We start from the raw sequence: 23,150 nt of genomic DNA, 5'->3' as shown, positions 1-23,150 counted from the left end.
AGAGCATGGAGGGTTGAATAAAGATTATTGAAAAACACTGAACATCTCATCCGGCGTGACTACCTGAGGCGTAACGACTGCATCTTTCAGGTCGATTTTATTCTGCAATAGGCTATTTAAATTTAGATCGAAGGAAGTATGCTTAGGATGCAACAAAACTGGAATGTAAATATTGACGTTCTTTTGCTGCCCGATTCGATAAACACGATCGGTTGCCTGAGCCTCTTTTGCCGGATTCCAATGTCTTTCAAGATGAATGACATTATTTGCGCCTACGACCGTTAAACCGACGCCGGCTGCAATGGGGGACATGATAATAATACCAAATCCTTTTTGAGCCTCGAACTGTTCAATCAATTGTTTTCTGGTTTCGGCGCCTTTGGTACTAACAACCGCCTTGGTATCGCCATTGATGACATTGACGGGAACGCGATACAACTGGGACAAACAAAGCTTGAGTAAGCGCTGCAGATTTTTGTTGATGATAAAAATAATGACCTTTTCTTGCCTCTTTTGAATTTCATTTAAGACTTGCAGAGCGCACAAAATCTTTTCCGATTGAGAAGAAAACTTTTTCGGTTCAAGATCATTCGGATGTTCAGACTTTTGCATCAATACAGGGTGAAGAGAAATTGCCCGTAACTCCTGTAACGCTTGCAGAATTGCGCCTCGGGCGTCCCCGCCATTACTCTTGATCGATTGAATATCGGCAAGCACTTGGTCATAAGCATTTAACTGTCCATTCTTCATAACTGAAGCCAAACGGGGCTCGTATTGCCAACCCGATTGATTGTTATTGCCGGCACCAACGAATATTCTCTTTTCAGGCAAGCCGTCTAATTGATCCTCCTTCATTCGCCTCAACATAAAAGTGCCCACTTGCTGCCTCAGTTTTTTGCCGACTTCCAGCCTGACCCTGGCCGCGTCTTCATTGTCACCGACTTGATTAATCGGCTTGATAAACTGCGTTCTGAATTCTTGGTAAGAACCCAAAAGACCCGGTTGAGCCGTATCCATAAGACACCAAAAGTCAGAAAGCGAATTCTCCACCGGCGTCCCTGTCGCCAATAATTTAAATCGTGCTTTTAGGCCCTTGCCAGCACGGGTTTGCAAGGCATTCGGATTTTTGATGTTTTGCGCCTCATCGAATATCACCAGTTGCCAATCGATACGGCACAAAGAAAACTGGTAATCTCTGAGTGTTTGATAAGTTGTCACAACCAAACGTTGCGGTAGATCAAGGCGATCGTTTCCATAATACTTACCGACTTTCAATGAATATCTGATACTTTCGGAATCCAATGACGAATCGTCAGTAACGGCCTGCTTGGTTTCGGTTGAAGCTCCTTGTATTTTGTATTTTTTAAGGTCTTTGCCCGACTGCAACACAACGACATCCTTGAATGGGCTTTTCATGAAGGTCTTATCCGTTTCATCGATCCAGTTCTCAACCAAACTGAGAGGGGCAACAATCAATACCGGTCTTCTTGTGTCTCCTGATGACTCGGTTAACCTATAAAACTCAGACAAAGCCACTAACGACATATAGGTTTTACCTAAACCCATGTCGTCAGCCAATAAAGCGCCTTCAATTTTAGAACCGGATGGTTTCAAGGCACATTGCATCAACCCCAATAGCCAACGAACCCCGTCTTCTTGATGTGGATAAGGTTGACGACGGTAAACAGTAAAATCAATTTTTTCGGTAAATATCGATTGTTCGGCCCGGTTCAGCAGCGCCAGACCGCCAAACTCCAAAATCTCATCATTAGTTACAATATCGACGACCGCTCTTTCCATTGGCGCTTCAGTTTCGATGGGGGCTGGACTTTCGTGCTGCCGAGTTGTCCGGCTAAATTCCTTTTTCAACTGTCTAATCTGTTGTTCGATCGCTTGCGGATTGGAAATATCAATGTTTTGTCCGTTAAAAACCATTGAATCCGCACCATGAGCCTTCGCGTCATGAAACTTTTTCTCGAACGCCTCGACTTCTTCAAGATCATGCAATTGATCGGCGAGTGGCGCATGAATGGTTTTTTCGGCCAAGGATCCGAACCAATCAATCCCCGATTCGTCGGTATCTCCAAAATAGCCATGATGAAATGCCGTCGCCCCCTTAACCCGTAATGAAAAGCCGGTATCCAAATCCACCAAGGCGGCATTCAAAAATGCGGAAGGCGTTGCCAAAAAATGTTTCACTTGATCTTTTGCAATGCGCCGGTTGGTCAATATTTCCTGCGTAGCTTTAAATCTATCTTCATCAAGCAAGACGATATCATCACGAATGCGCAAAGAAGCGACATCATTTGCGCCTTTTAATTGTCCTAAACGAATGGAGGTATCGCGCGGATCTATACCTGCGCCGAAAGTGGGCGTCAGAATCAAATCACCATTATCATCTTGCTCGGCTGCCACACCGACTTGTTCCGGGTGCAGAATATACAGCTTGTTGAAATGCGATAAATCGATATCGAGGCCCGCCTTTTGAGCTTGTTGTAATCGATGAATCAATAACAGATTTTGTTGTTCGCTTTTATCGGCCGTTGACAGTTGCTGATGCATCGCCACGCACTTGAATGCCGACCATTGCGCCTGATTCAATAAAAAAATTTCTTTTTCACTCAGTTTTAAACACGGTCCGACTAATTCATACTGATAGATATCTTCGCCTAAATAGTTCAAAACCAAACGCACAGCAAAAGCGGCCTGAGAAGATTGGCCTTCTACTCGTGTAGACACTCTGCCTTCAAATACGGGAGGAAGTTTCAGTAAATATCTGACACCCTCATCCAAACATACTGCATTTTCACTGGGTATCACAAAACCATTTCGAATCGACTCCGCCAATCCTTCTTCAACCAGCATTTGCAAGCAGGCATATTGATTCAAAAGCAGTAAATCCGCGTTTCCTACTGCACAGTCTTTAAATAGCTCGTATTCGATAAAAAGATTGAGGCCTTCACTGTCAGGCAAAACCGAAAATGAGGTAGTCGAGCCATTGATTAGAACTTTTTTTATTAGATTTTTTAAACTCATTCAATTTTTCACAACATTCTGAAATTACTCTGTAATCCGACTTTTCTTTTATATTGTAAATACATTTTTTCAGTGAGAACTTTTTCAGGGTTAATTCTTACACCGAAAGATTCAAAAGCGTCAATTGCCTTATATTGCCAATCACCATTATGAGTTATTGATACAGGTGACTTTATACTTAAACCATTAAAGTATTTGTAAAAATTAGACTCAAGCTTTGTAGTCAATTCTTTCGGTGCAAAATATTTTTCCTCAAGATTAAATATTTGGCTATCAGGCGGAAGATCTTCATAAATCCATAGCTTAAAATTATGCGTCCCTTCAATCATATGCTTGCCTTTAACTTTTAGGTAAATCATTGACCTATTAGGGTCGGCAACAATTGAGTAATAAGGTAATTCATCTTTTTTATAATTTTTCTTCAAATAGTACTCGGCATTCTTATTGATAAATAATCGACTATCTTCTACCAATCCCAAATCAAACAACCCTTCCAAAAATTTTTTTCTGGCTGGAAACATCCGGTTCATGTCTTCTTTTCCATTCATATCAGCGTAATCTTCCAGAACCTTTAAAAACAACAGCAGATCAAACCGTGACAACCAGCCCCTGACTTTCTGTATTTGCTGTGTACTTAACGCAGTCCACCAACGTTGATAGCGTGGTGAACTTTTTGACATTCTGGGATCGCCTGCAATCGTCAAAATAATGCCTTGCCATTGCTCATCAACCTTTTCTTTCGGCGATCGATCAATCAATATCCTTAAAATTTCATGCCCCAGCATTTCGGTTTGATTATAGGGAGATTCATACACAGATGGTTTGATAATTTCCTGTAATAAAGGATCGGGGTGCCAAGGTTCGAGCTTTCGTAATTGCTCAAGGTAATAATGATTTTGGCAAAGCGAATAAAAACGGGATTCGGCAAAACTTTTTAAGCCGATCGATTCGATAAAAATATCGAGATCCGTCTTTTTGGAAATGGCAGTTTTAGCCACCCAGGAAGGCCCTTCAACGTTGATTATTTTAGTTTTATGTTTGATGAGCTTCCCTAAACTGCTTGATTTTAATTGTTTGGCACTGCGACCGAGCTCCTGATGTAAACAATGAAGCAACGCATTTAGATCACCGGCTTGCTCGAAGCGCTGAAAAAATAAACGCAATAGTTGCTGGATAACTAATTTGCTCAAAAACGGTCTTGGATGATACAGGGCATTGATCAATTCTTGAGTTACCGGACACATCTCGAAAAATAGCTCCGATAACCACAACGTCGTCAACGCTCTGACATCCAATGGTTTTCGGATCAACCCGGGGATTTCCGATACTTTTCCCTGCTTTGCTTTTGTAAAAATAGCATTGCAACTCTTTAAAAACGCTTTTGATTGAAATCCCGTCTTTCGGCTCATCTGCATCAATGATTCCGTCAGGCTTTCATACGGAGCGAAATCGCGCTTAGGCTCCCATTCAGGCAAGCTAAAATTCATTGCAGGCAGTTTTAACATATCATTCGGCCATCAACGCATTGACTTGTTCATATTGATGGATCGTAGGCCGTTTGACGGTAAAACGGATATCGATTCGGCGATTTTGTTGCAACTCGGCTTCGGTTCTTTCCAGCAAATTGACCGGACGCGTCTCGGCATAACCGCTCACCGAAAACAACGGTTTGCCATCATGATTTTTCAAACCGGCGAGCGGATCTTCATGATCGAGTTGTTCATTCCAGAAATTCCAGATTGAAATGGCCCGGAATGTCGAAAGTCCCCAATTGCCCATATGTCTTGGAGATCGCCGACTGTCGGTATGGCCCTCGACAAAAACCGTATCCAAATATTGAAATCTGCTTTCCTTGGTAATGGAACGATGCAAAGCATTGCCGATCGCTTTTACGATCAATTGCGATGATTTTTCCGGCGGAATCGTGTATTCATTGGTTTTAAAGCTGAGCTGTTGATCCGGAATCCTCAGCACACTATCGTTGTCGCTAACCTCTACCAGAATATTTTTTTGCATCAATTCCTCTTTGATCTCATAAAGAATATCCCGCCTGACTTGTTCCGCTTTCGCAATCTCTTTTATCGCCTCCGTGACTTCAATTTGTGTTTGTTTCAGTTTTTCCTGAACCTGAATCAATTCCAGAATCAACGCCAAAGACGCCATGATAAAAATAACCAAAAGGCCGGCCATAATATCGGAAAAAGAAATCCAGTAAGGATTTTCTTCATCGACATTTTCGGAATGAGAACGCGCTCCTAGTTTCATGCATAGTTTCCTGATGCTTTGGTTTCAATTTCATCCACAACAGAAGCTATGGACTCAACGACATCTTTCATGGTGGTGGCATATTCCCGGGTTTGCTCGTTCCATTGATTCAAGCGAGCATAAGTTTGATCTTGAACCTGCTCGGAATAACTATTAAGCAATTTTGACAATTCATCTTCCAAATCCTGGATATGCGTTTTTAGTCCATTTTTAAACGCTTCCAAATGCTGATCCAATGCGTTGAATCCGGTTTCCGCATGCTTACTGGCTTGCAATAGGGTCTTGCCGACCTCGTCGAACTGCACATTTAAACGACTTAAATCGGCAAATATAACTTGGCTTTGCTCCAATACCGCTTTATTTTCGGCGCTGACTTGTCGATTGGCTTCCAGCAATTGTAAAACAGGTTCCGAAATAGCCTCGGCCGCTTGTTTGACATTGGTTGAAAGCAGGCCTAATTGATTCGAGACACTGGTCATTTGCTGGCTCGATTGCATCAGACTTTTACTTGCCGCCGAATTTTCGGAAGTGACTTGTTTGAATGATGCCAACAATAATTCCAGTTGCTCATGGATTTGAGCTGAAGCGGCATTTTGCACGGTAAGCATTTGCTCAATTCTATCCATGATTTGTTGCTGATTTTGTTTGGAATTCTCCACCCCCTGTTCGAAAACCTCTTGCCGCTGTCGATCGGTCTTTTGTTGCTCATCGTATTGTTGCTGGAGCCGTTGTTGCAAACCCAGAAAAATATCCTGCGTATTTTCCGCAGTCTGGGCCAAGGTCTGTTGACTCGCATCGGTAATCTGTTGAAGTTGCGTTTTAATCTGCTCAACCTGAGCACTGGCCAACTGTTGACTATTTTTCTGATGTTGTTCCAATTGCCCGACAAAATTCTGCATTTGGCTTCCCATCTCGTTTACGGCACTACCGACGCTTTTCGATGCCTCTTCCATCATATCTTTTTGAGACTTACCTGCTTCGCCGACACCGTCTATGAACTTGGTCAACAGGCTTTCCAATGCCTGTTCAGATCCCTTATTGGCATTATCCACTAACGATTGAATCGCCGGCGCCATGATCTGATTCAAACTATTTTCCAAACCGACTTGAATAGACGACGTCGTTTGAATCAAAGCCTCTTGCAAACGGTCGCCAATTTTTTCGGCTAACCCCTGTAAAGTTTCGTCTGATGAACGACTGTGATCGGCTATCGCTACCAACGATTGTTCTGCATTGATTCTTGGAAATAAATAGTCGATCTGGTTTTGCAATTGATAAATATCTTTCCGTACGCCTCTTTCCAAAAGTTTTTCACCAAAATTAAACAATAAACTGGTTCCTATCCCCCAGATCGAAGTCATAAAAGCAATTGAAGCGCCATTGATCAAACTGCCGATGCCATCGCGAAGCTCCTCGACACCGGCATTTTGTTGTAGTTGTAACTGCGATAACGCCAACTGCAAGCCGACAAAAGTGCCCACTACGCCGATAGCCGTCAAAAATCCTGGAACGGCGGCCAATAATCGATTTTGCGTAAGCCTACCCGCCAAAGTCGATACATTAAAAAAATGAGCCGCATCCAGTGTATTGAAAAGGCGTTTACCATCGCTTGATTTAACCAGAGACTCATCAAACTCACGCCATAGTCGACCATACCCCTCATGTTCCAATGCTTTATTGCGTATATCTCTTTGCTTACCTGCCAACTCATTTTGATCGACATTTGCCAACAAGTCTTTATAGAACCGAATCTTTTTAGCTGCGGAAAAATAGCCATAAACCGCATATCCAAAAAACAAACCCGCAATAATCAAAAGTAACAGCACAAAAAAAGCACTTAAACCTTCACCTTCAGTCATACCACCGTTAAAAAGGAATGAAAATTTGGGCAGTAAACTCGATAAATCAAAAGTGGTTTTATTCATTTCTAAGGTATCCTTTATTCTGAATCGTTTCCAATCAATACAAGTGTTTCGACATCCTGATCTATCTCCAACGTCTCCACGTTGCGTAGTTTTCTTTCCATCGCGTTGGCCCGCGTGGTTTGCAAGGTTTCCAATGAATTGGAGGCGGTGTGCAGATGCTTCTTCACCTTTTCTAATTGATCGGCATATTTCAAAAATTCGGTCTTCACCTCCGCCAACACTTTCCACACTTCACTGCTGCGTTTTTGTACGGCCAGGGTTCTAAAGCCCATGTGCAGACTGTTCAATAAGGCCGATAGCGTGGTCGGGCCGGTAATCGTGATTCGGTAGGTCCGTTGCAGTTTTTCAAATAGTTCAGGGTGCCGTAGAATTTCGGCATAAAGACTTTCCACCGGCAGGAACATAATCGCGAAATCGGTGGTATTCGGCGGGTCGATATATTTACTGCTGATATCCTTGGCGAAGCTCTCGACCGCGTTCAGTAGTTGCTTTTGCGCCAAGTTAATCTTGACCGTATCGCCTTCCTCGAAAGCGAGTAACAAAGATTGATAGCTTTCCAACGGAAACTTGGAGTCGATCGGCAACCAGACCGTCTTGTCGTCGGCCTTGCCGGGCAACTTGACGGCAAATTCGACGTTGGCTTGACTGCCTTTTTTGGTCGCGACATTGATGTCGTATTGATCCGGCGACAAAATCTGTTCGAGTATGTTGCCCAATTGATATTCGCCCAAAATGCCGCGCGTTTTGACGTTCGACAGCACTTTTTTCAGATCGCCGACGCCGACGGCCAGATTCTGCATTTCGCCCAGCCCCTTATGAACTTGCTCCAAACGGTCGCTGACATGCTTGAAGGATTCGCCCAGGCGTTTTTCCAGTGTTTCATGCAATTTCTCATCGACGGTTCTGCGCATCTCATTCAACTGCGTCGTGTTGTCTTCGCGGATCGATTTCAGTTGTTTTTCGATCGTTTCTCTGATTTCCGCGATGCTGGTTTTGGCCTGTTGCGCGGATTCTTGTTGTTGTTTATTCAGGTCGGCAAAGCGTAAGCGAAGCTGTTCGTTGAAATCCTTGAGGCCTTCGCCGAACTTGTCTTCGAACGATTTCAAGGCCTCTTTGAGCTCTTTGCGATTGTCTTTTGCGTCGTTTTGAATGCCTTCTTGAAATCCGTTCAATCGGCCGATGGTTTTCTCTCCGAAGGACTCCTGCTGTTTATTGAACTCGGAAAACCGCGCCTGCAGTTGTTCGCTTAACTGTCGGATCGATTGCGCGGACTTTTCCTCAAACGACTTTAAGCCGGCATTGAGTTCTTGACGGTTCTCTTTCGCATCGGTCTTGATGCTTTCTTCAAAAGCGTCCAATTTTTCCAACGTTTTTTCCCTAAATTCATCTTGTTTTTTGTTCAACGACTCGCTGGAAGCCAGAAATGACGCGCTGACGCTTTGCTTGAAGTCATTGGAGTTGGTGATCAGCTTTTCCGATAAGGCATTTAATGCATCTTTGAAACTACCTAACTGCCGATTTTGTTCACTGCCGTTTTCAACGACCCTTTTCAATAAGGTATCCTGAAAATTCTTGAACAATTCGCTCATTTCGCGCCGGTTTTCAGTGCTCACTTCGCGCAGTTCCTTGCGTGATTCGCTCAAGCCGTCTTTCAACGATTCCTCGTTCCTTTCCAGAAGCTGTATCAATTCAAGCCGGATTTGTTCGGAGTTCGAACGCGATAAGACACTGACCTTGCGTAGCACCAAGATCAACAGCAACGTGATTAACGACAAAAATACGGCAGCCGCGCCGCTCAGTAGAAGGGGATCAAGCATGTTTTTTCCTTATTGTTATTGTTTTTTAACCACAGAGAGCACAGAGTTCACAGAGGTTTTTTGACTTTAACTCTGTGTTTCTCTGTGTCCTCTGTGGTTTTATCAAGTTAAAAAAGACACAAACAAACTAATCCCGTTTTTGTTCCATTTGCGGCGCATCTTCTCCCCGGTAAATGACTTTGCCGTCCTCCCAAAACTCGGCATATTGGCCGAGTCGTCGTTTTTTTTCCAGCGCGTTGGCGACAGCTTCTTTTAATGAAGCCAAAATGATTCTGCTTTTTTCAGAAGGTTGTTTCTTGACGGCATTCATAAACCTGCCTCTTTTAAAAAATGTTGATAAAAAATATCGTGTACCACATCGCGCTTTTCTCCCTGCTGCTCTAATACCAGTATGGGTTCGTCACCGATATTCATAAAGCATGAGCAGTTGTTTACCGCATAACTAAAATCGATGAGCAGAATTGTGTAAACTGCGCGCAAATCGGCGCTCAATATCTTTCCTGATTAGCAAGTTTCTTCAGCTAAAACCCAAAAACCAGCATATCCCTAGCAGGACGGGGTTTGCAACCCCGTTCTAAACGTTTTGACTTTGGCCGAAGTCAGCCGAAATGTTTAGGGCAAACCGAAACGTTGGGGACGGGTTAAATAACCCGTCCCGCAGAAGTGGCTACGACTGGTCACTGCTCGGACAGTTGGCTTCGGCAAGCTGAAGCATCTTGCTAATCAGGATATCTTTTGAAGGAATATTGTGACCGCCATGCGCCACCCGCTGTCTCGCAGACGGCGATCATTCTGAAAGGTCTCTTGTCATTTTTTAACCACAGAGAGCGCAGAGTTCACAGAGATTTATGTTCTTCCACATTCTGTGCTCTCTGTGGTTTTATAATGCCTTTCATGCATCGCTAAAGTTCACCGGCGAAGGCTTTTTGGCTCAGTGATTCAAATAAAGGGTAACTTAATGCCTTCGTATTTGTATTTTGAAATTTCCATGTTGCTAAGACTTTGGCTCTTCCGGATTTCCCGTGGTAACCCCCAATATCTAGTGATTCGCAAAAAAGACCCGGCGCCCCTGGACATCCAGCCAAATATGCTGGAATAATCGACCCAGATTATAAATGCCATAGCAGCGGCGCTTGATCACTTTGATTTTATTGTTCAGCCCTTCAACAAAGCCGCTGGTTTCGCGTCCAATAAAATAGTTGGTGATCTTATCCCGCCAGTTATCCAACGTGGTGATAAAAGGCGCAAAACATTCTAAGCCCAATGCCTTGATTCGCCCCAGCCATTGCGTTAAGGCTTGTTCGGCCTGGGCTTTACTCTGTCGCTGCTCAAAAATACCGGTCAGCATTTCCCGTTGCACATACACGTCTCTCAATATCGCTGCATACTGAAACAGCAGCAATAACATCACTTGCTGTTCTTCTGTTAGCGCTGCCCAGGGTTTTAGGAAAGCCCACATCACCCCTTTCAATTGTGCATACTCTGACCTCCGGCAGAGTCTTTTTTAGACGCTTCATTTCCGTTTTGCGCGCTTTGGCGACATGGAAGCGATCAACCACAACCTGAGCCTCGGGCAGGGTTTCTAGAACCGCGTTGCAATAACCTTCGTTCATGTCGATACAGACTTGCCGGATGCTTCGGTGTTGCCGGGGCGGCAGCGTCTTTAAAAACGCCTTGACCGTCTCTTTTTTGCGATCCGGTAACACCGCTAAGATATGCTTTTCGCGCTGTGCCGTCAGCCCTGACACGATAACGACAAAATCCTTATGCCCTTTCTTTAAGGCCATTTCGTCAATGCCGAGCTACGCCAAATTGGGTACCACCGACCAGTCCACTTGCCGCTGAATATGACGATCCAGGGTACCCTCAATACATTCGACACTCAGATCCTGTTTCAGGCTGACGTCACTGAGCGTGCTATTAACCAACTCGCGTAGAATCCAATTTTCATAGGCTTTGGTATGCGGGCTTTTGGGTTCATACCACTCGCAGCGCTGGGACGTGGTCGGCCCTTTGTCACAGTAGGTGCATTGAAAGCGCTTCGGCCGGATGCGAATCCAGACCGGCCGGTCAAAGATGGGCAAATGCCGTAACGTAATCGCTTTGTCGTAACCGTGAAATTTATCGATGGTTCGACCGCATTGCCGGCACACCGCCGTAGTACAGGTGCTAACGACTGTGATCACCAAGCCCTTGTCGGTTTGTTCGTATTTCTCGACACGGACATTGGGTAAATCCAGCGGTATTTGTATCTGCGCTTGATTCATCGGTATTCAAGGAAAAGTAACGGTGCTTCGGTATTATATATCAGGCTTCGGTTTCGGACCTCTGGCAGATTATACTCATCGCAGATCAAAATTCGGCGCAGGGATGCCCGTCAAAGGACACCGTGAATACGTCCATGTAGGCTCTATGCCAGCTCCATGCTGGCAAAGCCTTTGCCGAACCCCCCGACGCCTCCATACGCTAATGCCGAAATTTGAAGTGCGATAGGTATATATCGAAAAAAACCTTGCAAATCTGGCTGTTGCGGCGCTAACCGTGTTGCGCGCATACGATATCGTGGGACGTCCCCGACAAAATTTAATGCCATTTGGATCGTTTGAATCGTGGTCGGATTGGATACGCAGTGCAATTGTTTGGGCCGGTTTAGATGATTCATTCGCCGGTCTATGCCGGTGGGATACCATCGACCTCATCCGGTCCGAATTGGCGGGGGTCCTCGAATGTTGGCACGACGCAATTGGCACGGAGTGCGTAACGGTCAATCAACTGGTCAAATATGCAACCACATCATGCGAACCACTTTTTCAGGCGCTATTTGATGTGCCCGAGAGCTCTAGTGGCATTAACCGGCCGCGACTGGACCAATTTCTAATGAAATACATCGACAGAATTGAATCCGGATATCAATTGACGATCGCCGGCACTTCCGGGACGAGGAAAAAATATCGGGTTGAAAAAATAATTTAATCACCGCTCTGCAGGGTGTGCAGTATTTTTTTATTTTTTGTGGATGTATAAAAATAAACTGCTAATCCTGCGCAGCCTGCGCGGCAGTACCATCAATAAATCGATTTTCCGTTATCGACCCATTATTGGCACTCGCGCTTCTCCAAACCGGCCAGTCAGTCAAATCCAGATTCTGTGAACTAGAGGTCTACAAGCAGTCATTGGCGACATCACTCATTCGGCCATCTGCGGACAGTCAGTGAGTATCAATAAAAGTACAGTATTTGTCAGTAACCTACCCTTGGAAAATTGGGGGCTATCTCGATCATGTGCATGATGATGGCTTTGCGGAAACTGAAGCCGGTTTTCACTTCATTGCTTTTTACGGAGTCGCATTATGAGAAATTCTTCGACTTGAGCAGAGAGAAACTCTTGTTGGATTAGGTTCGATACCGTACAGACCGGCAGCTTTTTGGTGCATATCATTATAAAGTAACGATCATGAAGACCTCGCCATCGCCCCGGCAAATGAAAGTTCGGGGCGTAGGGAGGGTGCGGTCACTCGCCCGACAGGACGCCGTAAATACGCCCATCTATGCTCGACGGCGGCGACTGATTGCCATGGATGGCATGAATGCAGATTTTGCAGGAGCAAAAATCTGCCCTGCCGCCTGTCGATCGGGCAACCGCACCCTCTTCGGAATCGGCATTTTCGTTGCTGAGCTTTTGCATATCGAAAAATCAGATAAAGAGTCTACATCTACGAACTTTCACAGTAAATGATTGGTATCACAATTCGTGGTGCTGTTTATGGCCATCGGCGCATAGCCAAATAAAAAATTGTCATCAATATTTCAAAACATCAATTTTTTGGAGAAAGCCATGAAAAAATTAATTCAATTAAAAGATAAGGCTATGACTTTTAGTCACCAGGTAGAAGGAAGGGTATTGCCACCATTGCTATTATGGATGCTCGGTGTTCCAGCAGGGGTTTGTGTGATTTTATGGTTTTTATTCTTTAGATAGCAAACTTAAATCGTTTAAAAACCGAATTAAAAACTGGCATCTCGCGGCATATCGGCAGACCCCGAGCCGCCTGCTACGGCTGAAATGCTTGTGAACATTGGTGTTTGTTCACCCACTTCGGTCAAGACTTTAGCTGTTGTATATTTTTTCAGCAATTCGGTTCCTAAAATAGAATATTTGTTAGATACGGTATCTTAACTTTTCTAGTAAGAAGGATAATTCATATGAATACGTTTCTTCAACTCTCTTTTACAGCAAAATCGACGCTTATTTTGTTGGCCTTGACCTTAACAGGTTGTCCACTCAATGTGAATTTGATAACTGATAAACCTATTACACTTGTAATCGATAAACCTATTCAAGTCGGCATCGACAACCCTATTAAAGTCGACGGAAACATTGCCGTCACCAAATTACCGCCGATAACCTTGGGAAACCCTTTGAGAGAAAATAAAAAGTGATATGGAACAACAGCCTATATTATATTTCGAACAAAACAGTTAAAGTTGATATGACTTTCTTTTTGCCGAAAATGCGCCTCGCCTATTCCGCGAGGTTCTCTCTGAATCCAAACCCAGGCACAAACAAAAAAGGCCTGCATTTCTGCAAGCCTTTAAATTTGTTGGAGCTGGTGATGGGACTCGAACCCGCGACCGGCTGATTACAAATCAGCTGCTCTACCAACTGAGCTACACCAGCGAAGAAGCCGAAATTATACAGAACATATTTTTCGCTGCAAGTATTTTTTTATTTTCTTTATTGATTATGGCTCATTTGAACAAGTATCCGGCACCCAAGCACTTGTTTTACCGGTGATATGATAGGCGGCCAATCCCAGCCATTCTCGGACGGCATAAGTCAATTGCTCTAAATTTTCTCCGAACGCAAAACCAAGACTTGTCGACTCGCCCGGCACCGTCCAGTGGTCGACCGGATACGGAATGACCGGCCAACCGACCCGACAAAATACGCCTACTGCTCTTGGCATATGCGAAGCACTGGTGATTAATAACCATTTTTCGCCTTTTTCGGGCCTAACCAATTCTTTGCCTAGCAAGGCATTTTCGTAGGTGTTTCTTGAGCGCCGTTCGAATTGAATTGTCCCGATATCGAAACCTTGTTGTTCGAAGAGCCGGGCGGCCACATCGGCTTCCTGAAATTGCTTATCCAGCTTACTACCCAATCCGCCGGTAAAGACTAATCTTGCGTCAGGATATTTTCTAGCCATCTGCATGAAGCTCAGTGCACGTTCCGAATAGGCTTTTAGCTCAACCTGCTGCCAAGCATAGCTGGCGTCGATTTTTTCTGCGCCGGCTAACATGATAATGCCGTCCAATTGCTCAGGCAGCGGCGGGTTCGCCGGAAATTTCGTTTCCAAAGGAAGCAGCAACCAACTACCGACCGGCAATAAAGCGATCACCCAGCATAATAAAACCAAGGCACTGAATCCATAAAGCGCTATTTGTTGGTAGCCTGACCAAAGCAACCCGCAAACCAGAGTCAGTAAAATCAACAACAAATGATCCGGAGCAAATAAGCCCCAAACCAGTTTCGACACCCAATAAAAGACTGAATCCACTGTCTTAAGCACCGGTTAGCCTATTAAATAATCGACAACGATCCCTGTAAACACAGCCAGACCGAACCAATTATTATTGAGAAACGCTTTGAAGCAATCGGCTTTTTCGCGATGATAAATCAGCTTCTGCTGATAAGCCGAAAACCCGGCGGCGGCGGTTAGCCCTGCATAGTAAATCCACCCCATTTGTTCCATTCGCCCGACAATGATTAGTAACGTTAAAATTACGACCTGCAAGCCGGCAATAATTTCTCTATCCCTATCGCCGAATAATATCGCGGTCGACTTGACGCCGATTTTTAAATCGTCGTCCTTATCGACCATCGCATACATTGTGTCGTAAACCAAAGCCCATAAAATTACCGCCAAATACAGCAGCCATGAAACCAAGGGCAAGCTTTGTGTTTCGGCGGCATAAGCCATCGGTACGGCCCAACCGAAAGCCATGCCCAAAAAGGCTTGCGGCAAATGGGTATAACGTTTCATAAACGGGTAGCCGGCAGCTAAAATGGCACCGCCAATAGACAGTACAATCGTCATCGTATTCAGCAATAAAACCAAACCGAACGCGATTAGACTCAAGACGGCGAAGAGCACCAATGCCTCCTTCGGCCGCACCTCTCCGGTAGCGATCGGGCGCTGTTTGGTGCGCTCGACATGCGGGTCGAATTCGCGATCGGCATAGTCATTGATAACGCAACCGGCCGCTCGCATCAAAATAACGCCGAACACGAAAACGATCAAAATTTTCAAACTCGGCGAACCGCCGGAGGCCAACCAAAGCGCCCACAGCGTGGGCCATAAGAGTATCAATATACCGATCGGGCGGTCGAATCGGGCTAGGCGCCAATAAAGTTTTGCCCTGCCGACAATAACTTGAGTATTCAATGATTTACCTTTTTGTCCTAAGTACGTTAAAAAATGCCGAAACGGCTACTCCCTTTTGATCGAAAAACCGTCTAAGGATAAACGGTATGAGATGTGTCTATCGAGGACCGCCGTGAACCCATCCATGGGGGCTTGACGGCAGCAATCGAAAGCGAGGGATGGCGTGAATGCAGATTTTGCAGGAGCAAAAATCTGCCCTGCTGCCGACATCCTCGCTAGCCACACCCCATACCTTCATAAGGTTAACTATTTTTTGAGTATAAAGGGAGTAATAGATAACAGGAAACCCAAACCATAAAGCCGCGAGCCCTAGTCTTTAAAAAATCAAGGGGACCTCTTTAGGTAGGCGCTTCGTTTCCCATCTGCCGCCCGCATAAATGATGTTATCATAACGTTTCCTGATTAATTACGAGCTTCAGCTAAAATCGGTATCTTATCCGGCACATGAATTCTGTTTACCCGGACAGACATTGCCGGAGACCGAATTGCATGGATGAGACACTACACAGTATTGCACTTCCCTGTACACTAGATACCGGCAATCCATGCCTGTATGACGGGTAGCTTAGCCCTTGTCGATTTGGCTAAAAGTTCTACGTAATCAGGTAATGTTTTAAACTTGGAGCATGGCCAAAACGATGACTGTCAAAATTTATCACAATCCCCGTTGCAGCAAATCGCGTCAAACCTTGCAACTCCTGCAAGGCAAAGATCTCGATATCGAAATCATCGAATACTTGAAAACCCCGCCTACCACCGATGAGTTGAACGAAATCCTCAATCTGCTTGGCATCGAGCCGCGCGATTTGATGCGTAAGAACGAAAGCGAGTATAAAGAAACCGGCATGGACGATCCTTCTCTGGACCGACAAGCCTTGATAGCCGGCATGGTTGCAACGCCTAAATTGATCGAACGACCGATCGTGCTAGCCAACGGCAAAGCGGCTATCGGACGTCCTCCCGAACACGTTCTGGAAATTTTATAACTTGTTCCGGCTCGACACGGCTCACACTAATAACTTAAGACCGGCCCATGACTGCAAAACATTATCACCGCATCGCCTTAGCCGGTTTTTTCGGGCTGTTTAGTTTGTTGATGGCCTGGCCTACCGTGTTGACGCCGCCGGATCAACTGCCTACCGCATTGGTATTGCTGCTGAGCGTTTCGCCGTTATTATTGCCGATGCGCGGTTTGCTCGCGGGTAAAGCGAGAAGCTGTGCCTGGGCAGCCTATATTAGCCTACTTTATTTTATCCATGGATCGGTCGAAGCTTATGCCAATCCATTACAAAGGCCTTATGCGTTACTGGAAGTTACCTTCAGTTTAATGCTGTTTGTCGGCGCAAGCCTTTATGTCCGTTATCATAAAAAAAAGCCTTGATGCATGGCCGAGCAATTACCGTTACTTTTCGAACACAAGTTTAACCTGACCTTTGCCAATTTCTATCCGGGCAAAAACCGGGAAATTATCGGCCACTTGAAAGATTGCGTTTCCGGTAGCGGAGAGCAGCAGATTTATCTTTGGGGCAATCTTGGCCTGGGCAAGAGCCATTTATTGCAAGCCTGCTGTCAATTGGCCCAGGAACTGAAAAAAACCACGTTTTACTATTCTTTCGTAGCGGACGCTCTGCCCAGCACCGAAATTCTGAGCGGCCTCGAAGAATACGAAGTCGTCTGCTTCGACAACATCGATGCGATTGCCGAAACCTCGGACTGGGAGCTCGCATTTTTCAATTTCTATAATCGCCACCGGGATCGTGGCTTTAAGTTAATACTGTCTTCGAATTGTCCGCCCAATTGGCTGACCATCCGACTGCCCGATCTAAAAACCCGGTTGAACTGGGGACTGACACTAAAACTGCAGGAACTGTCGGATCAGGAAAGCATTGAGGCTCTGGCCTTTAAAGCCAAACAAATGGGCTTTGAAATCAATCCCACGGTCGGCCGTTTTTTGCTGAGTCATTACGCCCGAGACTTAGCCTCGTTGTGGCGCTTGCTCGATCGACTGGATCATGCGACGCTAGCCGCCAAACGTAAATTGACTCTGCCTTTTTTGAAACAATTTCTCAGTCAAGATGAAAGCGATTAACATACTAATCGTCGGTGCCGGAGCGATCGGCGGTTTTTACGGCGCATTATTGGCGAAAGCCGGCGCCATGGTATCGGTCGTATGCCGGTCCGAATACAACCTGATCGAACAATCCGGCTATTCGATCGAAAGCCGAGACTTGGGCGGCTGGCGCTTCAGGCCGCAGCATGTCTTGCGACATTCAGAAGACTATCCGGAACAAGCCGATTATGTTGTGCTCTGCACCAAGGCGATCGATGTTTCGAAAAACCTCGAGCTCATCCGTCCCGCGGTTTCGAATAACACCGCGATCGTTTTTATACAAAACGGCGTAGAAACCGAACAAGCTTTCATCGATGCCTTTCCAGGCAACGAAATCATCAGCGGCTTGGCTTTCATCTGTTGCAACAGAATCGGACCCGGACAAATTGCTCATTTGGCTTACGGCCGCTTGGCCTTGGGCAGCTTAACCAACACCATTAGCCCCAAAGCCGAACAGCTTGGCGCCTTATTCAATGCGGCCGGCATCGAATGCCGAATTACCGACGACATCATCGGCGCACGCTGGCAAAAATGCGTTTGGAATGCGCCGTTCAATCCACTGTCGGTGTTATCCGGAGGATTGGCGACTCAGGACATATTGAACACGCAGGAGCCCTTGGTGCGCGGCATCATGCAAGAAATCGCCGCGATCGCATCGGCCTGCGGACACCCATTGCCCGAAGACATCATCGAACGCAATATCGCCAACACGCACACAATGCCGCCCTACAAAACCAGCATGCTGCTCGATTACGAACAAGGCCGCCCGATGGAAACCGAAGCGATACTCGGCAATACGGTGCGCGCCGCGCAGCGAGAAGGCATACCCTGCCCGCATCTGGAGACACTCTATGCCTTGATGAATTTGCGAGAACTGAAAATCGCTCAGAGTCCGAACACCTATTAACGCAAACTCGAACTCTAACCCGCCGAAGCATCCCGCGACAAACGAATCACCAAGGCATCGCCGACCCTTCGTATTTAATGAAACTGCCGCTTTGCCGAAGCGAAAAAGCATCGATCATCTTACGCATGCCGGTGACGCTCTCGTCGGCATCGATCAAACCGTTCGGTCCGCCCATATCGGTCCTAACCCAACCCGGATGAAAAATCAACACGCCTACTCCGCGGTCCATTAAATCGATCGACACACTTTTCATCGCGGCATTCAACGCGGCTTTGCTGGAACGATACAAAATACTGCCGCCGCTGGAATTATCGGCAATGCTGCCCATTTGACTGCTCAAAGCCACGATCAATTTTTTATCGCTACGCTGAAGCTGCGGCAAAAAAGCCTCGCTCATTTTGACCGGTGCTTGCGAATTGACCAGCAGAGTATGCGACCACGCCTGATAATCCAAATTGCCGAAACCGCCCCCGGACTTATCGCCGTAAACGCCGGCATTATTGATCAAGACGTCGATGCTTTCATCCGCCAATCGAACCGACAAGGCATCGATTCGCGCGAAATCGGCGACATCCAAGGCTTCGATTTGAATCGTGGGATAACTCTCAGCCAATGCCTGCAATTGATCGGCGCTATCGGGATTCCTACAGGCCGCGATAACTCGATCGCCTGCTTCGGCATATTGACGACAAAACTCCAACCCCAAGCCGCGATTGGCTCCGGTAACTAAAATGGTTTGCATGGTACTGACTCCTTATTGATGACACATTTTTTATGATTCACAACCCAATAGATAAGCACTGAAAACTTAGGCTTTTGAAGCCCTCAACCTTCTCCCGGAAAGAACTATTGCTCAAGTTATTTCATGATTACTCCTTAGCCAGGGCGACCTCGATAGCATCTATTGCCGCCTGACGTTTGCGGCTTCGATATCACGATCTGGGAATCGCTCCCACAGAGCTTCCGGCCTCCTTGTGGGAGCGACGCCTTCGTCGCGATTGTCAAAGCCACTGATGCTCAATATCGGCAGATTTTTCAAACAGCACTATTCTCCGATATTTAATATCTTCCGTTCGGCAAGTTTTGCCTTCCGCTAACCGCCGCCTCGATGATATAGCCGTGAAAGACGGCACATAAAAACGTCGACTTCCTGTTCGGAATACGCGTCAAACTCGAATTCAACGCGCAACTGCGGCAAGCGAAGCTTGCCCAACACACGATCGGCGTTGCTGTTCATACGGATCGTCAACATCCGCCCTGATTCATTTAATAGCCATGTTTCGGCATCGACCGAATAGCCGTCGGGCAGTAAAATCGGCAAATGCCTGACGAAATCATCTTGCGTCATTGCCAATGTCTTGACGAGTATACTTTTAGCCACCGGCCACCGGCGGCCAAACCGCCAAGACATCGCCTTCCTTTAAAATCGGACGATCACGATCCACCGGCTCGATAAAAATACCGTTGATCAAAAGCAAATGAACTTGATTACGAGGCAAATTAAACCGCTCCAGCACTTGATGAGGCGATTCCGCTTCGGATAACGCCATAATCAGGCCTTCGCTCGTGGTTCCGGTCGGTAAATAACGCCGCAAACCGGCAAATAATTTAACAGTGATCTTCATGAACGGTAAACTAACACAAATCAAGATATACTTCGCGCGGTCATATTTGCGGATTTTATGGCAATGCTATTTTGTTCGGTAGCAAGGCGCGAAAACAGGCGCATAACAAGCTATGTAACGGTTTTCGTAAAGCTTCCGCTCCTGCTCACGCCCCTTACCTACATCCATGTAGGTAACGCCGCTACCGGACAAAAGAGCGCGCCAGAAAGCCGCAAATGTGGCCGCGCGAAGTATAAATTCAGTCATTTACTTACAAGATTCGATATGCTCATTCTAACCGCAAGCGACATTCGAGACATGGCCCGCCATGTTGGCCTTGAGCATTTTATTAAAAAAGCGACTAAGGCCTTAAAACAGGACTTTTCTCGCTGGAGTTCATTCCACTTATCGCCGCGTCATGCCACCTACTATCCGCAAGGCGTCATTGAATTGATGCCCTGTACCGATAACAAATTTTATACCTTTAAATATGTCAACGGACACCCCGGCAATATTAGAAACGGTAAACTCAGCGTTGCCGCGATCGGCCAAATCAGCGACGCAGGCAGCGGCTACCCTTTGATGCTGTGCGACATGACCTTGCTGACCGCGATAAGAACTGCCGCAACCAGCGTGCTAGCGGCAAGTTATCTCGCGCGGAGTGATGCCAAATCCTTAGCTGTCATCGGCACCGGCGCACAAGTGGAATTCCAGACGATCGCTTTCGCCGGACACTATGCGCTTGAAACGGTCCGATATTACGATATCGACAGCCTGACAATGTCCAAATTCGCTCGAAATCTGGTTAATCAGCCATTCGAATTAAAGCCATGCGGCAGTATCGCCGAAGCCCTGCACGGCGCCGATGTCGTCACTACCGCAACAGCCGCCAAACATCGACAAACACTTTTCACAATTCAAGATATCTCACCCGGCACACATATCAATGCAATCGGCGGCGACTGCCCCGGCAAAACCGAATTACCGGCGGAACTGCTAAGACAAGTCAAACTCGTCGTAGAATATACGCCGCAAAGCCTGATCGAAGGCGAAATTCAACAAGGCGATGCCGGATTGATCCATGCCGAATTAGCGGAGTTGGTTTGTGGAACGAAAATCGGCCGTGACAATGATCGAGAGATTACACTGTTCGATTCGGTAGGTTTCGCGCTGGAAGACTTTTCGATACTTCGCATCGCCTACAAACTCGCGACCGAATTTAAGTTCGGAACCGAAATAGCCATGTTACCCGAAGCGGATGATCCTAAAGATCTATTCGGTTTTTTGGCCTCTTGACCTGACTTCGCGTACCATTTGCTATCACCTGTCGCCATCCCCCAATTAAACTGACACCCGATCATCGGCTATCAGTTCAGTTAATTTATTATTTATCCCACCCAAGACATGAATACGATTAATTCCGAAAAACCCGCTTCTTCCGACAAAGCACCGCCTAAAATGCCCGGCGCGTTGCCGCTGATCGGGCACATGCTCGACTTCGGCAAGAATCCCTTCAACTACATGATGAAGCTTAGAAATACGCTCGGCGAAATCGGCGAATTCCGTATGTTTCACCAACGCATGGTGTTGATGACCGGTCCCGAAGCGAACGAGGCGTTTTTTCGCGCGCCCGACACGCAACTCGACCAAAGCCAGGCCTATAAAATCATGACGCCCATTTTCGGCAAGGGCGTGGTTTTCGATGCACCGCCGGATAAAAAAGATCAACAACTGAAAATGCTGATGCCGGTGTTGCGCGATAAACCGATGCGCGGCTATGCGCAAATCATCGTCGCCGAAGTCGAGCAAATGGTCGCCGACTGGGGCGACAGCGGCGAGATCGATTTATTGGAATTCATGAAGGAATTGACGATTTACACGTCCAGCCACTGCCTGCTCGGCAACGAGTTCCGCTATGAATTGAATGAAGAATTCGCCAAAATCTATCACGACCTCGAAAAAGGCGTGAATCCCCTCGCCTTCGTGTTTCCCTATTTGCCGCTGCCGGTCTTCCGCCGCCGCGATAAGGCGCGCGCCAGACTTCAGGAAATGGTCACCGGCATCATTGCCAAGCGCGCGCAAAAAACCGAGAAGAGCGAAGACGCCTTTCAACTCTTGATCGACGCCCGATATGACGACGGCAGCCGCCTGTCGCCTCATGAAATTACCGGCATGCTGATCGGCACGATCTTCGCCGGACACCATACCACAGCCGGCACCGCTGCATGGACGCTACTCGAGCTGGCACGCCGACCCGAGCACATGCAAGCCGTATTGAGCGAACTGGATCGATTATTCGGTGCGGACGGCGAAGTCACTTTTCGATCCCTGCGCGAAATGCCGCTGCTGGAAAATGTCATCAAAGAAGTCTTGCGCCTGCACCCGCCGCTAATATTCTTGATTCGCAAGGTCATGCAGGATTTTCATTTCAAGGATTACACGGTCAAGGCCGGGAAATATGTCTGCACGTCGCCGCGAGTATCGCATCGCATTGAGGAAATTTTTCCGGAACCTGAAAAATTCGATCCCGAGCGCTATACCGAAGCGCGCCAAGAAGACGCCAAGCCGTTCAGCTGGATCGCGTTTGGCGGCGGCAAACATAAATGCACCGGCAATGCATTCGCGATGCTGCAATTGAAAGCGATCATCGCCGTGCTGCTGCGCCGCTATACCTTCGAACTGACCGACGCCAAAGACCATTATCAAGACGACTTCACGCAAATGGTGGTGCAACCGGTATCGCCGTGCAGGGTACGTTACCGCAAACGCCAAACCATGTGCGACACCGCCACCCAAGCATCGGAAGCCGGCACGGCCGAAAAAACCCCGACCGGAGAATCCTTTCGGATCGTCATCGACCGCGAACTTTGCCAAGGCCATGCTACCTGCATGAGCGAGGCGCCCGAACTGTTCCAGGTCGACGACGACGGCAACTTGACCGTGTTACAAGAAAACCCGGCGCTGGATTTGTTGAACAAAGCCAAGCAAGCCGAAAAATATTGCCCGACCCAAGCCATTAAAATTCAATTAAAATAGAGAGC

25 protein-coding genes, 1 tRNA gene and 1 pseudogene are annotated in these 23,150 nt (G+C 46.7%); 8 read left to right on the top strand and 19 right to left on the bottom strand.

Annotated features, from left to right (window positions below):
• Positions 1 to 24 precede the first annotated feature (24 nt).
• From MEALZ_RS03835 to MEALZ_RS22560, 12 genes and pseudogenes are all read right to left on the bottom strand, one after another.
• Positions 25 to 3,036 carry a DEAD/DEAH box helicase gene (locus MEALZ_RS03835; RefSeq protein WP_014147288.1) on the bottom strand — a complete coding sequence of 1,004 codons (3,012 nt, stop codon included), beginning with the start codon at positions 3,034 to 3,036 and terminating at the stop codon, positions 25 to 27.
• A gap of 8 nt (positions 3,037 to 3,044) precedes the next feature.
• Entirely contained in the window at positions 3,045 to 4,541 is a 1,497-nt protein-coding gene (locus MEALZ_RS03830; protein ID WP_014147287.1) for an EH signature domain-containing protein, read from the bottom strand.
• A gap of 1 nt (position 4,542) precedes the next feature.
• A complete protein-coding gene (locus MEALZ_RS03825; protein ID WP_014147286.1) occupies positions 4,543 to 5,301 on the bottom strand; it encodes an OmpA/MotB family protein in 759 nt (252 codons plus the stop codon).
• Complete coding sequence (gene zorA, locus MEALZ_RS03820) at positions 5,298 to 7,160, bottom strand: anti-phage ZorAB system protein ZorA (RefSeq protein WP_162472912.1); 1,863 nt, start codon at positions 7,158 to 7,160, stop codon at positions 5,298 to 5,300. The genes MEALZ_RS03825 and zorA overlap by 4 nt, the downstream gene beginning before the upstream one ends.
• A gap of 80 nt (positions 7,161 to 7,240) precedes the next feature.
• Positions 7,241 to 9,043, bottom strand: coding sequence for a DNA recombination protein RmuC (gene rmuC / locus MEALZ_RS03815; RefSeq protein WP_014147284.1), 1,803 nt, complete (start codon positions 9,041 to 9,043; stop codon positions 7,241 to 7,243).
• A 127-nt stretch (positions 9,044 to 9,170) separates the two neighbouring features.
• The gene (locus MEALZ_RS03810; protein WP_014147283.1) at positions 9,171 to 9,353 is read right to left on the bottom strand and encodes a hypothetical protein; all 183 of its coding nucleotides are present in this window, start codon (positions 9,351 to 9,353) and stop codon (positions 9,171 to 9,173) included.
• Positions 9,350 to 9,535: a hypothetical protein gene (locus tag MEALZ_RS23345; RefSeq protein WP_014147282.1), complete on the bottom strand. Its 186-nt coding sequence runs from the start codon at positions 9,533 to 9,535 to the stop codon at positions 9,350 to 9,352. Before MEALZ_RS23345 ends, MEALZ_RS03810 begins: the two co-directional genes overlap by 4 nt.
• Before the next feature lie 547 nt (positions 9,536 to 10,082).
• Positions 10,083 to 10,502, bottom strand: coding sequence for a transposase (locus tag MEALZ_RS23700; RefSeq protein ID WP_084685298.1), 420 nt, complete (start codon positions 10,500 to 10,502; stop codon positions 10,083 to 10,085).
• A gap of 49 nt (positions 10,503 to 10,551) precedes the next feature.
• Positions 10,552 to 10,839, bottom strand: a pseudogene (locus MEALZ_RS23895) (ISL3 family transposase); the annotation flags it as partial.
• Positions 10,840 to 10,845: 6 nt separating this feature from the next.
• Positions 10,846 to 11,310 carry a transposase family protein gene (locus MEALZ_RS21475; protein ID WP_048481318.1) on the bottom strand — a complete coding sequence of 155 codons (465 nt, stop codon included), beginning with the start codon at positions 11,308 to 11,310 and terminating at the stop codon, positions 10,846 to 10,848.
• Between the two features lie 143 nt (positions 11,311 to 11,453).
• Positions 11,454 to 11,705: a hypothetical protein gene (locus tag MEALZ_RS23335; protein ID WP_223842346.1), complete on the bottom strand. Its 252-nt coding sequence runs from the start codon at positions 11,703 to 11,705 to the stop codon at positions 11,454 to 11,456.
• Positions 11,706 to 12,553: 848 nt separating this feature from the next.
• Complete coding sequence (locus tag MEALZ_RS22560; RefSeq protein ID WP_162472911.1) at positions 12,554 to 12,727, bottom strand: hypothetical protein; 174 nt, start codon at positions 12,725 to 12,727, stop codon at positions 12,554 to 12,556.
• Positions 12,728 to 12,877: 150 nt separating this feature from the next.
• Here MEALZ_RS22560 and MEALZ_RS22555 point away from each other — a divergent pair, with 150 nt between their 5' ends.
• Complete coding sequence (locus MEALZ_RS22555; RefSeq protein WP_162472910.1) at positions 12,878 to 13,021, top strand: hypothetical protein; 144 nt, start codon at positions 12,878 to 12,880, stop codon at positions 13,019 to 13,021.
• Positions 13,022 to 13,047: 26 nt separating this feature from the next.
• On the opposite strand, the gene MEALZ_RS22550 is transcribed toward MEALZ_RS22555, so the two are convergent.
• Positions 13,048 to 13,176, bottom strand: a complete 129-nt coding sequence (locus MEALZ_RS22550; protein ID WP_223842345.1) for a catalase — start codon at positions 13,174 to 13,176, stop codon at positions 13,048 to 13,050.
• A 69-nt stretch (positions 13,177 to 13,245) separates the two neighbouring features.
• Between MEALZ_RS22550 and MEALZ_RS03785 the strand changes: the two genes are divergently transcribed.
• A complete protein-coding gene (locus MEALZ_RS03785) occupies positions 13,246 to 13,482 on the top strand; it encodes a hypothetical protein (RefSeq protein WP_014147281.1) in 237 nt (78 codons plus the stop codon).
• A gap of 162 nt (positions 13,483 to 13,644) precedes the next feature.
• On the opposite strand, the gene MEALZ_RS03780 is transcribed toward MEALZ_RS03785, so the two are convergent.
• From MEALZ_RS03780 to ubiA, 3 genes are all read right to left on the bottom strand, one after another.
• A tRNA-Thr gene (locus MEALZ_RS03780) sits at positions 13,645 to 13,720 on the bottom strand.
• Between the two features lie 64 nt (positions 13,721 to 13,784).
• Positions 13,785 to 14,600, bottom strand: a complete 816-nt coding sequence (locus tag MEALZ_RS03775; RefSeq protein ID WP_046060969.1) for a YdcF family protein — start codon at positions 14,598 to 14,600, stop codon at positions 13,785 to 13,787.
• Positions 14,601 to 14,615: 15 nt separating this feature from the next.
• On the bottom strand, positions 14,616 to 15,488 hold the full coding sequence (ubiA, locus tag MEALZ_RS03770; RefSeq protein WP_014147279.1) for a 4-hydroxybenzoate octaprenyltransferase: 873 nt from the start codon (positions 15,486 to 15,488) through the stop codon (positions 14,616 to 14,618).
• A gap of 638 nt (positions 15,489 to 16,126) precedes the next feature.
• Between ubiA and arsC the strand changes: the two genes are divergently transcribed.
• From arsC to MEALZ_RS03750, 4 genes are read left to right on the top strand one after another with little or no spacing between them, the layout of a single operon-like run.
• On the top strand, positions 16,127 to 16,474 hold the full coding sequence (gene arsC / locus MEALZ_RS03765) for an arsenate reductase (glutaredoxin) (RefSeq protein WP_046061349.1): 348 nt from the start codon (positions 16,127 to 16,129) through the stop codon (positions 16,472 to 16,474).
• Positions 16,475 to 16,521: 47 nt separating this feature from the next.
• A complete protein-coding gene (locus tag MEALZ_RS03760) occupies positions 16,522 to 16,869 on the top strand; it encodes a DUF2069 domain-containing protein (RefSeq protein ID WP_014147277.1) in 348 nt (115 codons plus the stop codon).
• Positions 16,870 to 16,872: 3 nt separating this feature from the next.
• Positions 16,873 to 17,577, top strand: a complete 705-nt coding sequence (hda, locus tag MEALZ_RS03755) for a DnaA regulatory inactivator Hda (RefSeq protein WP_014147276.1) — start codon at positions 16,873 to 16,875, stop codon at positions 17,575 to 17,577.
• Positions 17,564 to 18,505, top strand: a complete 942-nt coding sequence (locus MEALZ_RS03750; RefSeq protein ID WP_014147275.1) for a ketopantoate reductase family protein — start codon at positions 17,564 to 17,566, stop codon at positions 18,503 to 18,505. Before hda ends, MEALZ_RS03750 begins: the two co-directional genes overlap by 14 nt.
• A 46-nt stretch (positions 18,506 to 18,551) precedes the next feature.
• Here the strand turns inward: MEALZ_RS03750 and MEALZ_RS03745 are convergent, their stop codons facing one another.
• From MEALZ_RS03745 to MEALZ_RS03735, 3 genes are all read right to left on the bottom strand, one after another.
• Entirely contained in the window at positions 18,552 to 19,247 is a 696-nt protein-coding gene (locus tag MEALZ_RS03745) for an SDR family oxidoreductase (RefSeq protein WP_014147274.1), read from the bottom strand.
• A 351-nt stretch (positions 19,248 to 19,598) separates the two neighbouring features.
• Positions 19,599 to 19,886, bottom strand: a complete 288-nt coding sequence (locus MEALZ_RS03740; protein ID WP_162472909.1) for a hypothetical protein — start codon at positions 19,884 to 19,886, stop codon at positions 19,599 to 19,601.
• Positions 19,879 to 20,130, bottom strand: a complete 252-nt coding sequence (locus MEALZ_RS03735) for a MoaD/ThiS family protein (RefSeq protein ID WP_014147272.1) — start codon at positions 20,128 to 20,130, stop codon at positions 19,879 to 19,881. The genes MEALZ_RS03740 and MEALZ_RS03735 overlap by 8 nt, the downstream gene beginning before the upstream one ends.
• A 264-nt stretch (positions 20,131 to 20,394) precedes the next feature.
• On the opposite strand from MEALZ_RS03735, the gene MEALZ_RS03730 reads away from it, so the two are divergent.
• Both MEALZ_RS03730 and MEALZ_RS03725 read left to right on the top strand, forming a co-directional pair.
• Positions 20,395 to 21,405 (top strand): ornithine cyclodeaminase, encoded by a 1,011-nt coding sequence (locus MEALZ_RS03730; protein ID WP_046060967.1) that lies wholly within the window; start codon positions 20,395 to 20,397, stop codon positions 21,403 to 21,405.
• Positions 21,406 to 21,513: 108 nt separating this feature from the next.
• Positions 21,514 to 23,145 carry a cytochrome P450 gene (locus MEALZ_RS03725; protein WP_014147269.1) on the top strand — a complete coding sequence of 544 codons (1,632 nt, stop codon included), beginning with the start codon at positions 21,514 to 21,516 and terminating at the stop codon, positions 23,143 to 23,145.
• The last annotated feature ends 5 nt before the right edge of the window (positions 23,146 to 23,150 follow it).

It is taken from the genome of Methylotuvimicrobium alcaliphilum 20Z, from assembly GCF_000968535.2.
GTDB classification, from domain to species: Bacteria; Pseudomonadota; Gammaproteobacteria; order Methylococcales; family Methylomonadaceae; genus Methylotuvimicrobium; species Methylotuvimicrobium alcaliphilum.
The sequence above is the reverse complement of the archived record's forward strand: the minus strand, read 5'-3'. Positions and strand labels throughout refer to the sequence as shown.

What these genes read in the sequence shown, in the direction of transcription:
- rmuC (WP_014147284.1), bottom strand. Translation starts at nt 9,043, where the DNA reads ATGCTTGATCCCCTTCTACTGAGCGGCGCGGCTGCCGTATTTTTGTCG.
- MEALZ_RS03825 (WP_014147286.1), bottom strand. Translation starts at nt 5,301, where the DNA reads ATGAAACTAGGAGCGCGTTCTCATTCCGAAAATGTCGATGAAGAAAAT.
- MEALZ_RS03735 (WP_014147272.1), bottom strand. Translation starts at nt 20,130, where the DNA reads ATGAAGATCACTGTTAAATTATTTGCCGGTTTGCGGCGTTATTTACCG.
- arsC (WP_046061349.1), top strand. Translation starts at nt 16,127, where the DNA reads ATGACTGTCAAAATTTATCACAATCCCCGTTGCAGCAAATCGCGTCAA.
- MEALZ_RS23335 (WP_223842346.1), bottom strand. Translation starts at nt 11,705, where the DNA reads ATGAATCATCTAAACCGGCCCAAACAATTGCACTGCGTATCCAATCCG.
- MEALZ_RS22555 (WP_162472910.1), top strand. Translation starts at nt 12,878, where the DNA reads ATGAAAAAATTAATTCAATTAAAAGATAAGGCTATGACTTTTAGTCAC.
- MEALZ_RS03810 (WP_014147283.1), bottom strand. Translation starts at nt 9,353, where the DNA reads ATGAATGCCGTCAAGAAACAACCTTCTGAAAAAAGCAGAATCATTTTG.
- MEALZ_RS03785 (WP_014147281.1), top strand. Translation starts at nt 13,246, where the DNA reads ATGAATACGTTTCTTCAACTCTCTTTTACAGCAAAATCGACGCTTATT.
- MEALZ_RS03745 (WP_014147274.1), bottom strand. Translation starts at nt 19,247, where the DNA reads ATGCAAACCATTTTAGTTACCGGAGCCAATCGCGGCTTGGGGTTGGAG.
- MEALZ_RS03835 (WP_014147288.1), bottom strand. Translation starts at nt 3,036, where the DNA reads ATGAGTTTAAAAAATCTAATAAAAAAAGTTCTAATCAATGGCTCGACT.
- hda (WP_014147276.1), top strand. Translation starts at nt 16,873, where the DNA reads ATGGCCGAGCAATTACCGTTACTTTTCGAACACAAGTTTAACCTGACC.
- MEALZ_RS03725 (WP_014147269.1), top strand. Translation starts at nt 21,514, where the DNA reads ATGAATACGATTAATTCCGAAAAACCCGCTTCTTCCGACAAAGCACCG.
- MEALZ_RS03730 (WP_046060967.1), top strand. Translation starts at nt 20,395, where the DNA reads ATGCTCATTCTAACCGCAAGCGACATTCGAGACATGGCCCGCCATGTT.
- MEALZ_RS22560 (WP_162472911.1), bottom strand. Translation starts at nt 12,727, where the DNA reads ATGCAAAAGCTCAGCAACGAAAATGCCGATTCCGAAGAGGGTGCGGTT.
- MEALZ_RS03750 (WP_014147275.1), top strand. Translation starts at nt 17,564, where the DNA reads ATGAAAGCGATTAACATACTAATCGTCGGTGCCGGAGCGATCGGCGGT.
- MEALZ_RS21475 (WP_048481318.1), bottom strand. Translation starts at nt 11,310, where the DNA reads ATGAATCAAGCGCAGATACAAATACCGCTGGATTTACCCAATGTCCGT.
- MEALZ_RS23700 (WP_084685298.1), bottom strand. Translation starts at nt 10,502, where the DNA reads ATGTGGGCTTTCCTAAAACCCTGGGCAGCGCTAACAGAAGAACAGCAA.
- zorA (WP_162472912.1), bottom strand. Translation starts at nt 7,160, where the DNA reads ATGACTGAAGGTGAAGGTTTAAGTGCTTTTTTTGTGCTGTTACTTTTG.
- MEALZ_RS03760 (WP_014147277.1), top strand. Translation starts at nt 16,522, where the DNA reads ATGACTGCAAAACATTATCACCGCATCGCCTTAGCCGGTTTTTTCGGG.
- MEALZ_RS03830 (WP_014147287.1), bottom strand. Translation starts at nt 4,541, where the DNA reads ATGTTAAAACTGCCTGCAATGAATTTTAGCTTGCCTGAATGGGAGCCT.